The 13,130-nt window shown below is 39.6% G+C and carries 12 protein-coding genes, 1 pseudogene and 1 riboswitch; all 13 genes and pseudogenes read right to left on the bottom strand.

Going from position 1 to position 13,130, the window contains the following annotated elements:
- Positions 1-15 precede the first annotated feature (15 nt).
- Positions 16-1,002, bottom strand: coding sequence for an aliphatic sulfonate ABC transporter substrate-binding protein (locus M3196_RS16690; RefSeq protein WP_251323460.1), 987 nt, complete (start codon positions 1,000-1,002; stop codon positions 16-18).
- Between the two features lie 45 nt (positions 1,003-1,047).
- Positions 1,048-2,838 carry a PLP-dependent aspartate aminotransferase family protein gene (locus tag M3196_RS16685; RefSeq protein WP_251323459.1) on the bottom strand — a complete coding sequence of 597 codons (1,791 nt, stop codon included), beginning with the start codon at positions 2,836-2,838 and terminating at the stop codon, positions 1,048-1,050.
- Positions 2,839-3,028: 190 nt separating this feature from the next.
- Positions 3,029-3,142: riboswitch (SAM riboswitch) on the bottom strand.
- 176 nt (positions 3,143-3,318) lie between these two features.
- Positions 3,319-4,452, bottom strand: a complete 1,134-nt coding sequence (locus M3196_RS16680) for a hypothetical protein (RefSeq protein WP_251323457.1) — start codon at positions 4,450-4,452, stop codon at positions 3,319-3,321.
- A 192-nt stretch (positions 4,453-4,644) separates the two neighbouring features.
- The gene (locus M3196_RS16675; RefSeq protein ID WP_251323455.1) at positions 4,645-5,292 is read right to left on the bottom strand and encodes a nitroreductase family protein; all 648 of its coding nucleotides are present in this window, start codon (positions 5,290-5,292) and stop codon (positions 4,645-4,647) included.
- Positions 5,293-5,380: 88 nt separating this feature from the next.
- Entirely contained in the window at positions 5,381-5,602 is a 222-nt protein-coding gene (locus M3196_RS16670; protein ID WP_251323454.1) for a hypothetical protein, read from the bottom strand.
- Between the two features lie 87 nt (positions 5,603-5,689).
- Positions 5,690-6,211, bottom strand: a complete 522-nt coding sequence (locus M3196_RS16665; RefSeq protein ID WP_251323453.1) for a hypothetical protein — start codon at positions 6,209-6,211, stop codon at positions 5,690-5,692.
- 86 nt (positions 6,212-6,297) lie between these two features.
- Positions 6,298-6,933, bottom strand: a complete 636-nt coding sequence (locus M3196_RS22125; protein WP_251323452.1) for a phosphatase PAP2 family protein — start codon at positions 6,931-6,933, stop codon at positions 6,298-6,300.
- A gap of 96 nt (positions 6,934-7,029) precedes the next feature.
- On the bottom strand, positions 7,030-7,461 hold the full coding sequence (locus M3196_RS16655) for a general stress protein (RefSeq protein WP_251323451.1): 432 nt from the start codon (positions 7,459-7,461) through the stop codon (positions 7,030-7,032).
- A gap of 71 nt (positions 7,462-7,532) precedes the next feature.
- Positions 7,533-8,402 (bottom strand): carbohydrate ABC transporter permease, encoded by an 870-nt coding sequence (locus tag M3196_RS16650; RefSeq protein WP_251323450.1) that lies wholly within the window; start codon positions 8,400-8,402, stop codon positions 7,533-7,535.
- Positions 8,399-9,382: a carbohydrate ABC transporter permease gene (locus M3196_RS16645; RefSeq protein ID WP_425311024.1), complete on the bottom strand. Its 984-nt coding sequence runs from the start codon at positions 9,380-9,382 to the stop codon at positions 8,399-8,401. Before M3196_RS16645 ends, M3196_RS16650 begins: the two co-directional genes overlap by 4 nt.
- A gap of 47 nt (positions 9,383-9,429) precedes the next feature.
- A complete protein-coding gene (locus M3196_RS16640; RefSeq protein ID WP_251323449.1) occupies positions 9,430-10,737 on the bottom strand; it encodes an ABC transporter substrate-binding protein in 1,308 nt (435 codons plus the stop codon).
- Positions 10,738-11,000: 263 nt separating this feature from the next.
- Positions 11,001-11,954 carry a magnesium/cobalt transporter CorA gene (corA, locus tag M3196_RS16635; RefSeq protein WP_251323448.1) on the bottom strand — a complete coding sequence of 318 codons (954 nt, stop codon included), beginning with the start codon at positions 11,952-11,954 and terminating at the stop codon, positions 11,001-11,003.
- A 310-nt stretch (positions 11,955-12,264) separates the two neighbouring features.
- A pseudogene (locus M3196_RS16630) lies at positions 12,265-13,091 on the bottom strand (VanW family protein).
- Between the last annotated feature and the right edge of the window lie 39 nt (positions 13,092-13,130).

Here is a 13,130-nt window from a genome sequence, read left to right as displayed (position 1 = left end):
CTCCTTCCTTCTGCGTTATTTTTTGATCACTTTTTCAGCAAACTCAGGATTAATAAGTTCTTTTACAAGCTTTTCGATGTCTGTATCCTTTTTAACAATCTCTTCTGTCTGAAGTACTTCGCCTGCAGCCGATATAGCTTTTTCGTGCTGTGGTCCTGGAACAGCATCCGAGAAGTTATTTCGTTCGAGTTGTTTTTTAGCGACATCTTCTTTAATCCCCGCCTCTTCTGATAAAAGTTTTGCTGCTTCTTCTGGATTGTCAATCGTCCATCGTCTTGCTTTCTCATAAAGCTCAATCACTTTTTCAACTTGTTTCGGATGATTCTTTGCAAACTCGGAGCGTACATTCAACGTTCCATACGTATTAAAATCTGGATTTCGGTAGATGTACTTTCCGCCAGATTCAATTTCTGTTCTTGCCATATGCGGATCTAATCCAGCCCACGCATCAACTTGACCTTTCTGAAGAGCGTTCGAACCATCAGCATGTTGAAGGTTGACGATCTGAACTTCTTTTGCCGATAATCCAGCTTGATCAAGTGCTCTAAGTAAAAAGATGTGCGGGTCTGTTCCGAACGTAGCAGCGACCTTTTTTCCTTTAAGATCTTTCACATCTTTTATCTCACTTCCGTCTTTTGCAACTAGTGCTGTCCATTCAGGCTGTGAATAGATATAAACGGACTCGATCGGTGCTCCTTTATCTTTTGCGATAAGTGCTGCTGCCCCCGCTGTTGAACCAAAATCAACACTGTCAGAGTTCAGGAACTCAAGCGCTTTGTTGCTACCCTGGCTCTGCACCCACTCTACTTCAATACCTTCTTTTTTAAAGGCTTCTTCTGCCCAGCCAAACTTTTTCAGTGCAAGACTTGTTGGCGAATAGAACGCATAATCCAATCTGATTTTTTCTGGTTTTTCTCCTTCTTTCGCTGAGCTCGAACAGCCTGCTAACAGCAGTGCAACCGCTAAGCTCAGTAACAGCGTCACTTTCCACCAATTCTTCATACATGTTTCCCTCCACATTTGTTATCTCTATTTTTTTGTCTCTATTTATACTTCACATGCATACGTTGCGATCGTCCCTCTCAAACGCTGTGCCTCTTTGTAGGTACAGCGGTTATGAACAACATCAATTCCAGCTTCTTTCGCAATTCTTGCTGCTTCCGGTGAGATGACTCCTTCTTGAAGCCAGAATACTTTTGGCTGAGTGATGGCAGCTTCTTTCGCAAGTTCAATAGCTGCTTCAGGACTTCTAAACACTTGAACAACATCGATTGGAAATGGAATAGACTTCAAATCCGGATAAGCTTTTTCATCAAGCACTTCCGTTTCTCTTGGATTAACAGGAACGATTTTATATCCAAGACGCTGCATCTTTCTTGCAAGTCTATGACTTGGTCTTGCCGGATTGGAACTTAACCCCACGATCGCGAGTGTCTTAGGGCGCTGGATCTCCTGGCCGTTTTCAACAGCTCTATATAGTGAAGACTGCAATGCCCAGCGGATAACACCTTCGTCATTTATCGTGATCTCTTTATTTTCCGATTCGATTCCCGTCGCCGCCTGAATTGCACGATCAAGATCGTTGGTTAAATCTTTAACCGATTCAAGACCGATGGATAAGCGGATAAGTTCTTCTGTAACACCCGTTGCTTTTAATTCCTCACCACTTAACTGTTGATGAGTGGTTGATGCAGGATGGATGATTAATGACTTTGCATCACCTACGTTCGCAACATGTGACCATAGTGATATGTTGTTGATCACTTTACGCCCAGCATCACGACCGCCTTTTATTCCGAAGTTCACGATCGAACCAAAACCTTTGCTTAAATACTTTTTAGCCAGCTCATGACTTGGGTGTGCCTCTAGTCCAGGGTATGATACCCAATCAACCGCTGGATGCTTTTCAAGATATTCCGCAATCTCCTGTGCATTTTTCGCATGTTTTTCAACACGGAGGTGAAGCGTCTCTAATCCTTGTAAAAGAAGAAAAGCATTGTGTGGGCTTAGACAAGCACCGAAATCTCTTAAAAGCTGAACCCGCAATTTCGTAGCGAATGCCAGTGTTCCAAAATCAACTGCATATCTCAAACCGTTATAACTGCGATCTGGCTCAGTGAATCCTGGGAATTTTTCAGAGTTCCAATTAAAGCGTCCGCCATCAACGACCACTCCTCCAATCGCGGTACCGTGTCCGCCAATCCATTTTGTTGCTGAATGAATAACAATATCTGCTCCCCAGCTTAAAGGTTTTGTGACATATGGCGTTGCGAATGTATTGTCGATCAAAAGGGGCACTCCGTTTTCATGTGCAATATCTGCAACAGCCTCAATATCAAGTACATTCAGACTAGGATTCCCAATTGTTTCAGCAAAGAACGCTTTCGTGTTCGGAGTAACTGCTTTTCTAAAATTTTCGGGATCTTCAGCATCAACAAATTTCACTTTGATTCCGTATTTCGGAAGAGTGATAGAAAATAGATTGTATGTGCCGCCATAAAGGTTTGTCGCAGCTACGATCTCATCACCCGCTTCTGCGATGTTTAAAACTGCAAGTGCGATCGCTGACATTCCTGAAGATGTGGCAACTGCTGCCACTCCGTCTTCTAGAAGTGCTACTCTTTTTTCAAACACATCCACTGTCGGATTACCGATTCGGCTGTAAATGTTACCTGGCTCTTCAAGTGCAAATAAGCTTTGAGCATGATCCGTATCCGAAAAAACATAAGACGTTGTTTGATACACTGGCACAGCCCGTGATCCAGTTGTTGGGTCAGGCGCTTGCCCACCGTGTAAAAGCAATGTATCAATATCGTATCCGTCAAAAGACTTTGTCATATAAATCTCTCCTTTTTTTGTTTTTGTTAATAAAGTGTATAGGAAAACTAGGGATAAAAGTTGTAACTTTTCCCTTGAACGATATCCAGCTTTTAAAAATGAAAAATAAAATGGTGTAATGAAGTTATTGTGAAGTTTTAGAAGAGGAAAAAAGAAAAACCCCCTTCCTAAGAAGAGGGTTTTGGGCCTCCTCTTATCTGCCAGATCGAAATGATCTGTAGGAATTGGCACCTTTCCAAACCAATGGGGTTTGTTGGTTGCCGGGCTTCATCGGGCCTAGTCCCTCCGCCTCTCTGGATAAGAGATATTCAAATTATGTTTAACACATTAACGTGCTGATGTTTGTTTTGTTCTTGAATAGGATTATAGAGCATGCGGTTTTTAAATGTCAACCGTTTTTTGAAAAATCATAAAAGTCATACGAAATACTTAGAGTTCAACTGTCAGTTTTAGATAAAGATTATGCCTATGCTATGCCGGTTATGCCAGCTTTGTTCCACTTTTTTCATCGTCCCATTGAAACTCATCAATCCTTTTAACCAGAACTGGGATTCTGTTGGCGATTGCATCCTTCTCACCATAACGAATTTTTTGTTCAATTGTTAATTCAGATGATTGCCATAAGCTAAATTGAGAAGCAGTTAAGCTTGTCAGTTTGATAAACTCTTCTTGCTTTACACGTCTTCTCACTTCTGGATCCCCATTGCAATAACCCTCAATAAAACCATCAGCAATCGTTTTAAGTCTGTCCTCAAATCGGTCAAACTGATGCTTGGCATAACGTGGTGAATTATAGAAAGTCGGGAATAGTGACCGATAATTGTTTATAAAATTAGCGGCTAACGAATCACCGCTATAAAGGATTGGAACTGGATCGATAAGACTTACCCTTCCATCTGTATGAAGCAAAATATTTTCAGGGGAAGTATCCTGGTTCGTAAACACAATTCGAGACTCTTCTAGATTTCTATTCTTTACACATTCCTCAAGCTGTAGAATAGCAGTAGGGTGAACAGGCATATCATACTTTTCGATAAATCCTTTAAAATCATTGATGTACTCTTCATTCTCTTCTTTTATAAACGCTGAAACACTGGATTGAAATTGCCCCTCAACGTTTACACCGTTCCACTTTAAGTATCCGAAACCTTTTAAGCCGTGCTTAGTAATATTCATGTATCGGAAAAATTCCCCCAGCTCTGCACCAGCCTGGAAAGCTTCCATGAAGGTAAAGTTCTCAAGCTTAATCGCCTTACCCGCATAGGATTCAACTGTAAACGTTTTATCCTTTTCAATATGATAGCGGAAAAACTCCGGACAGATACCAGGTTTAACGCTGTTTGCCAGTTCATAATAGACTTTCGTTCCTGCATATTCTCCATAATAGGCGGACTCATCAAAATCTATCTTTCTTCCGTATGCTTCTCCTTTTGGAAAACGAACCACGACAGCTTCCCCGGTACGCAGCTGAACAAGGTAAGCTAAATGCCATGCGCCTTCACCTAAGTATTGAACCTGAGTGGTATCTTTTAGAGATTCAAGACCGCTTTTTTGCAGCGCAAAGTCTATTAGATCGAATGTTTCTTTCATAGATGTTCCTCTTTCTTTGTTCATAATACTTTTACCCTACATATATTCTGTATCTGTCGAAAAAAATCCTTTTTCCACTATTTTCTGCCTATTGAATCTCGGATGGCGCTCGTTCAATGAGCATAAATCCTCGCGAATGAGCTCATATATCCTATAACCAACAAAAAAACCAGCTTCTTCAGGTTAATAACACAATCTGAAAAGCCGGTCTCTATATTAATCTATATACGTTACAATCTCTTCAACTGCTTTTCTGGCCAATTTTTTTGGCTGATCTTGCGGATGACCAAGTGAGATTACCATATTGATCTGCTTTTGAGCTGGAATATCTAAATACTCACGGATGGCATCCTGCGCAAGCAATACAGGTCCTGTCATCGGGCATGATCCTAATCCACGAGCGTGAGCTGCGAGCATTAGGTTTTGAATGGCGAGACAGCTGCTCTTGATGCCTTCTTCTTCCCAAACGGACTCCTCTGCAAGCTCGATCGGATCAAAGATCTTTTCTCGGAACTTTGATTCATATGGAGTAGCTAAACAAATGATTAATACAGGAGCACCGGAAAAGGCAGTAGCATATGGACCAAATGACCGTGTCAGCAGCTTTGCTTCCTTCGTCTTTCCGTTTTCTTCTGCCTTGCCTGCAAGCTTATAAATGGCATCCCACGTCATTTCTTCAATCTTTTTCACTTTATCTTTATTGCGGATCACAATAAATTCCCATGTTTGCGAGTTTGTATCACTAGGTGCATACCGGGCACAATCCATGATTTCATATAGATCTTCCTCTGCAACACCTTCATCCGTAAATTTGCGGACGCTTCTTCTGCCGTGAACAATTTCTTTAAAATCTTCGTATTTCATGTTTGTCTCCTCTGGAACAAATAATAGTTAACTATTCGTATTATACAAAAGATTGCTTTCACCTACAAAAAACGTAAAAAAAACAGTGCTATTTTGCACTGTTGTCGGTGGCTGATGGTTTATTGCTTTTTATCCTTAATCCAATGGCTATAAGGGATGCACCTAATAAAACACTTACGATATAAAGAGAATCAACATTTAAGCTTTCCCTTTGAACGGCTAACTTTTCAACCTGCTGCCCGATTAAAAATGTGCTGATAAGGACGATAATTCCCGCTGTGATTAACCCTGCTTTAATCCATGGCTTCATTTTGAAAACCACCTTTTCCCTTTTACATTTAACTTATTCTAGGGAAAAAACGGAATACCTTTAACCTATAAAAACAAATCCATAGAACTAATTTGCTTTTGCTAAAGTGAGCTGTTTCTCAACAAACGAACGCACTTCCTCTTCAACCTTTTTCTTAATAATAAATTCGACATAACGGTCGCCTGTGTGAAATCGGACCAATCCCCAGCTTGGGTAGCCAGGATTTTCCGCTTGGAGTCCGGTGATCCATTCAACAGAATCCACCTGATTCCACTTATAAAGTTTTTTTGCTGACACAATCCCCTTCTTCCCGATAGCACCGCGCCAGATTTGAGTAAAATATAATAATATTAATATTAAAATGAGACAAATCATCATAATATTTACGATCAACGATAATTTTAAAAAGCTAAATCCTTGAGTGATAATCACAAAAATAACAATTTCATTTGTCCAAAAGTTTTTTTGTGTATATTCACCGCTGTAGGATAATCCAAATACCGGTACGGCTTTCTTTTTATCATTTATGTTTTTACAAAAATTATAAACGGCCATTCCAATTCCAGCTAGAATGATGATGGCAAACACAATATTCAATGCTGCTCCCATATAAAGATCCCCCGTTTCTCTATTTATATATACGAATAATTCCTGGTAAAAGTTTCAAAAAAACAAATAAAAAAGACGCTGAAAAATCAGCGCCTGTATATCATTTTGTATGTTTTAATGCTAAATAAATTCAAGAAAATTCCTGCTGCAAGACCGGCCACCATGTCAAAAATATAATGAATTCCCAGCTTGACCCTGCTAACACCTACCATTAAAAGAAATAGGAATGATCCCAACAAGGTCCAGAAATTTTTCCATAGCCCCGATAAAAAGAGAACTAATCCATAAAAACCCGCTGCATTCATCGTATGAGCACTAGGGTATCCATACTTGCTGGCTTGTATACGTCTTTCCCATCCAGGCGGCTTCCTTTTAAACAACTGTTTAAAAATAGCATTTAAAATTCTTATACCAATAACATTAAATAGAATGAGTTTACTCTTATCACGGCTCCCCGTTTTGTTGTAACTCAAGAACAGCATAAGCCCAAGTGGCACCGTAAAAAAACCTGAACTAAGGCGTGAAAGTAGCACCATCAAAGGATTTGAAAGATTTTCTTTATCATAAATAGCCCGACTCCACCTTTTATCGATTGAAAGGTAAGGTTCTTGATTCCTTATTAAAGTCAAAAAGGCAAAAAGCCCCCCGGTTAACACCAGGCCCCATAAAGGATAAAATGTATATCTTGTTTTTTTAGGTCGCCGTAGCATATCAAATATCACCCTGTTTACATCAATATTTCTGCTTATTTTCTCCGAGAGACATGATTCTATTCGAAAAAAAGAGCCCCTTGCTAGGCGCTCTAGTTTCACTGATTTTTATTTTTGTTCTACCATCACGATAATTTTTCCATCCTCTAGATCCTGCATATAACGTTCTGCGTCATCTTCAGAAACGTCCATCTTCATAAGAATCTCTTTCATATCGTTTTCACCGTCATCAAACATTGCGGCAAAAGGACCAGCTGCAAGCAGAGGGCCGACTCCTGGAACTCCTAGTCCAGGCACAGCTATTCCGCCTCCGATACCCGTTAAAAAGCCTGCAATTGTACCATAAGTGGCACGATCCATATCATCATCAAGGACTTTTTCTTCATTTACATGGGTTTCATCTGCTACACTGTCCACCATCTCATCATCTTTTGCAACAATCGAGATTTCAGAAGGCTTGTATCCTTTTTCAACAAGTGCTTTAATCGCTCCTACAGCTTCTTCTTCCCTCGCGTAGGTACCGATAATATCTTTTTTCATTTTTTTCCCTCCAAACGGGTTCTTTTACAAGTAGGTTCCCCTGTTAAAAAGGTTTTAAACAGTGAGGTTGATTAACCTTTTGTACCAGAAGTGATATTCGACCCCTCAATAAAATATCTTTGAAAGAAAAAGAAGATCAATACTACAGGCAACAAAACCAAGACAGATGCTGCCATTAAATAATGCCATTGGGTTTGGACAGTACCTTTAAAGGTTTGAAGACCAATCTGAAGTGTATACAGTTTTTCGTCATTGATATAGAGGAGTGGTCCTAAAAAGTCGTTCCAGGCACCGTTGAATGAAAGAATGGCAATCGTTATAACCGCTGGCTTCATTAATGGCATCGCGATTTTCCACCAGATCTGAAAGTGATTGGCTCCATCGATCTTTGCAGCTTCAATCATTTCGTTTGGTAAAGTCATAAAGAACTGTCTTAATAAAAAGATATAGAATGCGTTACCTAAGAAAGCTGGAACAATCAAAGGCAAGTACGTATTTACCCAGCCTAAGTTAGAAAAAAGCATGTATTGCGGAATAAGAAGAACGAATCCAGGAATCAGCATAGTTGAAAGCACGATAATAAATAGTACATTCTTCCCTCTAAAGCGAATCTTAGCAAATCCATATGCAACAAACGAATTTACGAGTACGTTCCCAATCACTACAAAAAATGTGATAAAAGTTGTATTTAATGCCCACCGTGTAAAAGGCGCTGTATTCCAAGCTTCAATATAATTCTTCCACTGAAATTTTTCAGGTAAAAAGGTAGGCGGAAATTGTGCGATCTCACCTGGTGTTTTTAAAGAAGTTGAGAGCATCCATAGAATAGGTGACAATATTACAAGGCTTCCTGTTAAAAGGATGATTGAAACTAAAATCTTCTTACATTTCAACCGAAAAGAACGTTTTTGAAACAATGGCGTTTCTGCAACATTCCTCATTTTTGATCACCGCCTTCATAGTAGACCCATTTCTTCCCGATCTTCAGATTAATTACAGTAAGCAACATTACGATAACAAAAAGCATCCATGCCATCGATGAAGCATAGCCCATGTTAAACATTTCAAACGCATTGTTCCACATATGAAGGTTATAGAATAGAAGGGAATTAACCGGGCCGCCGTCACCGTTCTCTGTCATTACGTAGGCTTCCTGAAAGATTTGAAATCCACCGATTAAGCTCGTCACGATATCAAAAAAAATAACAGGTGTAATCATGGGAAGTGTAATTTTAAAGAACTTTTGAAACGTTCCTGCACCGTCGATCTCAGCCGCTTCATACATCGTTTTTGGTACACCTTGAAGGCTTGCCAAGTACAGAAGCATGCCTCCTCCGACACTCCAAAGCTTCATTAAGATCAGCGCCGGCTTTGTCCATTCGGGGCTGTACAGCCAAGCTGGCCCTTCTATCCCAAACCATGAAAGTGCTATATTGACCAGCCCTGTTGACGGGCTGAGTAATTGCATCCATAACAGATAGACACCTACACCGGAAAGAACCGCTGGCAGATAAAAAAGGGTACGATACCATTTTATTCCCGGAACGCGTTGATTTAAAAATACTGCCAAGAGTATGGCACCCGCAGTTGTAATTGGAACGGAGAATACTACATAATAAAGCGTGTTCCATAATGAAGTCCAGAACAGCTCGTCAAAAGTAAACATTCTCTTATAATTTTCAAAGCCAACAAATTTCATCTGCGAGGTGATGTTATAGTTTGTAAAACTTGCGTATAAAGAGAACAATAACGGACCGAGCATCAAGAAAAGAAAACCAATGATCCACGGGGCGATGAATAAATATCCCGCTAGTTCTTCTCTGTGCCGCAATGATTTTATAAAATGCCGTTTTTCCATTTTTTGCTTCTTTACCGCTTTACTCGATTTTTTATTTTCGCTCTTTACATAAACCGAATCCATTTTCTTGCCCCCTTCATAAATAAACAAGGGAGGCTGCTCCCTTGTCCTTATTGCCCAACACTGCTTTCAACTGATTCTTCAGCATCTTTTAATGCATCAGAAGCTTTCCTTTCGCCCAAAAGGACAGAATCAATCATAGGATTAATTTTTGATTGATAATCAGGGGAGTCCACTGGAACAGGATGCAGTTTTGTTACGTCAAGATTTTCAACAGTAGCTTTATAGATCTCTTGATCTGTTCCTTTTAACATATTCATTGCTTTTTCCGAAGCTTCTTTGTTTGCGACATTGTCAAAGTTTTTCGTTGCCCAATACGTTTGTGCTTCTTTATCAGTTAAATACTTGATAAATTCCCATGCTTCCTCAGGGTTATCAGACCCTTTAGGAATTTCTGCGACAAATCCTCCACCTTGACTCCAGTTCTTATCACTTTCAGAAATCGCTGGAACAGGTGCAACACCAAACTCCATGTCCTTTCCGTAGTCTCTTATTTGGGTATAGAAGGTTCCTACATCAACCATCATCGCTACTTTTCCTGCGATAAACGGATTAGATTGTTCACTGCCAAAATCTGCTTTATAAGCATTTATGTTATCGATGCCAATCCTGTCGTTCCAACCCTTGATCCAGTTCAGCGCCTGAACTTTCTCTTTTGTAGCAACCTTTACTTTTCCTTTTTCATCAATATAGCCCTGACCATTATCTGCATTCATCATCCAGCTTTCTGGACCAAACGATCCCCAAAGTGGATAAAAACCAATGCGTTCGTATTGATCACCCTTTTTTTTGTCGAGTTTCTGGGCATATGTTTCAAGTTCTTTCCATGTTTTTGGCGGTTTGTTTGGATCTAGACCAGCCTCTTTAAAAGCAGTCTTGTTATAGAACAACAAACGAGTATCCGTGTTGAAAGGCACAGCATATGGATCCCCTTCATGTATTACCGTCTTCCAAAGTTCAGGGTAAAATTTATCTTTAAAACCATCGTCATTTATGTATTGTGACAGATTTTCCGCTTGGCCATTTTTAGCTCTGTGGGCAACAGAATTGATATCATTGATGACAACATCAGCTGGTTTGCCAGCTGCAATGGCTGCAAGATTTTTAGTCCAAATGTCCCCCCATGGCAAAAAAGTATGTTTAACAAACACTTTATCCTGAGACGCATTGTAATCGTTTACGATTTTCTCAATGATTGGTCTTCTCGTTTCTGACCCCCAGAAGGTCCAAAAATCAAGAATTATTTTTCCGTCTTTTGTTTTCTTTGGTTCTATACTTTCTTCTCTCGTTTCTGAACATCCAGATAATAAGCCAGTAACCATGATTAGTGTTAAAGCCCATACAAAAATTTTTTTCATCGTGTCTTCCCCCATGTGAACATTTTATAAGAATAGTAGTTCGTTTCCCTTACTTTAACGCGTTAAAACTAGGTACAGGGTAGTAAGTTAAAATGAATTTAAAATAAGGATTCTTTACTAGTCTACAAAACAAAAGAGCAGCCTGTTCAAGGATGATACACCTTCTCCAGTCTACTCTTTTTTATATTCAATAGTTATTTCCGGATACTATTATGTACTTAATACTTTAGTACCTTCCATTTCCACATTTTTCACATGTAAATTTAATCCTGCTCGAACCATCCTTTTTTCTTAAACCATAGCGACATGATGACCCCTAATAGGACCATAACTCCAACCACATAGAAGTAACCATTCTCCGTTTGCAGTTCTGGCATGTTGACAAAGTTCATTCCATAGACACCTGCAATAAACGTTAACGGCATAAAGATGGTTGTTATTACGGTCAGCGTTTTCATGATGTTGTTCATACGATACGAGTTTAACGAGATATAATTATCACGAATGTCTGATGTCATCTCACGTGCTGACGTCATCATATCCGTTAATCTTAGTAGATGATCGTATATATCATGGAAGTAGGATCTTTCCTCCGCATCTAAACCAACCCGCTTGGATTCCAGCATGCGATAAAGAAGTTCACGCATGGGAACTACTGTTTTTCGCAATGAAAGCAGGTCTCCACGGATATCAAAAATTTGATTGATCAGTTTTGGCGCCTCGTCATCTTCATTGCTTTCAATGGAAATCACACGCTCGTCCAACTGATGCATGATCGGAAAATACATATCAACAAGCTTGTCTATCAATTTATGGATCAGTTCATTCCTTCCGAGCTCTCGCGGCACCGTATTTAACCCCTTCATATAGCTCCAGACAAAATCAATCTCGGGAACTTCCGTCTTATGAAAGGTAACCACCATATTTGTTGCAGTAAAAATATCTACCTCAGTGGCTTCTAAAGTTTGTTCGTGCAGTGCATGCACAACGTAAAACAAATGATCTTCATAAAACTCAACTTTCGGCCGCTGCAAGGAGTTAATGCAGTCTTCAACAGCAAGTGGATGAAAATGAAAAAAAGTACGAAGCAAACTGGTTTCTTTCTCTGAAGGGCTGTCGAAATCGACCCATACCCAGTCTGCCTGTAGTTCCACTAAACGCTCTAACGGCGGATTTATAATTACTTTTTGATCTACAACCGCAATCGTGCGTATCATAAGCCGTTCCTTCTCTCTCTGCTTTTTATTATCATTACCCAAATTTGGTCAGTATTTCAACAAATAATATATGCATTTACCTAGAGTAAGTTAGGCAGTTGAGATTTTCAAGCTAAAAAACCGTTATTCATTTTCCTTTTTTGCTAAAATGATGGTGATATGAATTTTGGGGCCTTGATGAAAAGACTTTTGCTAAAATCTAATTTAGGTCGTAAGGAAATGAAACCTGAACCTTTATTAGAATTAACTGGTCTAACGTATTTAAAAGAAAAGTAAAAAACCTTTGCCTGATTTTTTGGCCAAGGTTTTTTTATGCTTCCATCTGTTTTGATTCCAGTAATGGTTCATACATCATAATGGCATGATTCTCGGTCACATACTCATCATCAATCTGCTGTTTTTTACGGTTGAACACTTTCCTGTAAATCAGGTTATGGCGCAAATACCCGCCCCAATAAGCTGGAGTAATCCAATGTTCTTTTTCATACACCTGATAACTTTGTAGAGGTACTTGCTCTGTTCTCCATTCGCCAACAAGGTGAGTATCTGTTAAATAAAGATACAGCTGATACGTTTGTTCCGTGTTGTTCGTGATTTGAAGATCCAAATAGTTATAGGCACAAGTTGCTCCGCTTCCAAAAGGTTGTGTTCGTTTTGAATCAGGAAACACATCATAACTGTGTCTGTGTCGTTCCGTTATGGTCAACGGGTATGCAGCGTCATCCAGTAGATTAAATTAGACAGTTGGCACAGTCCGCCTCCTGTGCCTTTCTTAAATTTGCCGTAGAAAAGCACCATCCCCTCCACATAACCTTTTCTTTTCGTTGTTGTTCCAATGCATTTCCAATATGAAAAGGTCTCTCCCGGTTTAACGATTATGTTATTTAAACGTTTTATGGCGATTTTCAGGTTTTTTACTTTATTATGCTGGTACCACATATCGACATCTTTGAGTTTTCTAAGAAGGATGGTTTGGTGCGAGGAACTGACGAAAGGCAGTTCCTCGTCATTTATGGTTTTTGCATACTTTTTTTGATCAGTAAACCATTCTATATATCTCTTTACCGTGTAATATCTTTTGCCTAGTGAAATCCGAAATGCCGATCTTTGCTTCGGACGAAGGTCAAAATGGTTCATTCTGCCACCCCTTTTGCTCCATATCAGCTTGGGAAATAA

Source organism: Fictibacillus nanhaiensis (assembly GCF_023715445.1).
GTDB lineage: Bacteria > Bacillota > Bacilli > Bacillales > Fictibacillaceae > Fictibacillus > Fictibacillus nanhaiensis_D.
Note: the sequence above shows the minus strand (reverse complement) of the source record. Positions and strands in the feature narration are given on the sequence as shown.

Coding starts and splice junctions, on each gene's coding strand:
- M3196_RS16690 (WP_251323460.1), bottom strand. CDS start 1,002: ATGAAGAATTGGTGGAAAGTGACGCTGTTACTGAGCTTAGCGGTTGCA.
- M3196_RS16670 (WP_251323454.1), bottom strand. CDS start 5,602: ATGAAGCCATGGATTAAAGCAGGGTTAATCACAGCGGGAATTATCGTC.
- M3196_RS16675 (WP_251323455.1), bottom strand. CDS start 5,292: ATGAAATACGAAGATTTTAAAGAAATTGTTCACGGCAGAAGAAGCGTC.
- M3196_RS16650 (WP_251323450.1), bottom strand. CDS start 8,402: ATGAGGAATGTTGCAGAAACGCCATTGTTTCAAAAACGTTCTTTTCGG.
- M3196_RS16655 (WP_251323451.1), bottom strand. CDS start 7,461: ATGAAAAAAGATATTATCGGTACCTACGCGAGGGAAGAAGAAGCTGTA.
- M3196_RS16665 (WP_251323453.1), bottom strand. CDS start 6,211: ATGGGAGCAGCATTGAATATTGTGTTTGCCATCATCATTCTAGCTGGA.
- M3196_RS16685 (WP_251323459.1), bottom strand. CDS start 2,838: ATGACAAAGTCTTTTGACGGATACGATATTGATACATTGCTTTTACAC.
- corA (WP_251323448.1), bottom strand. CDS start 11,954: ATGATACGCACGATTGCGGTTGTAGATCAAAAAGTAATTATAAATCCG.
- M3196_RS16645 (WP_425311024.1), bottom strand. CDS start 9,382: ATGGATTCGGTTTATGTAAAGAGCGAAAATAAAAAATCGAGTAAAGCG.
- M3196_RS16680 (WP_251323457.1), bottom strand. CDS start 4,452: ATGAACAAAGAAAGAGGAACATCTATGAAAGAAACATTCGATCTAATA.
- M3196_RS16640 (WP_251323449.1), bottom strand. CDS start 10,737: ATGAAAAAAATTTTTGTATGGGCTTTAACACTAATCATGGTTACTGGC.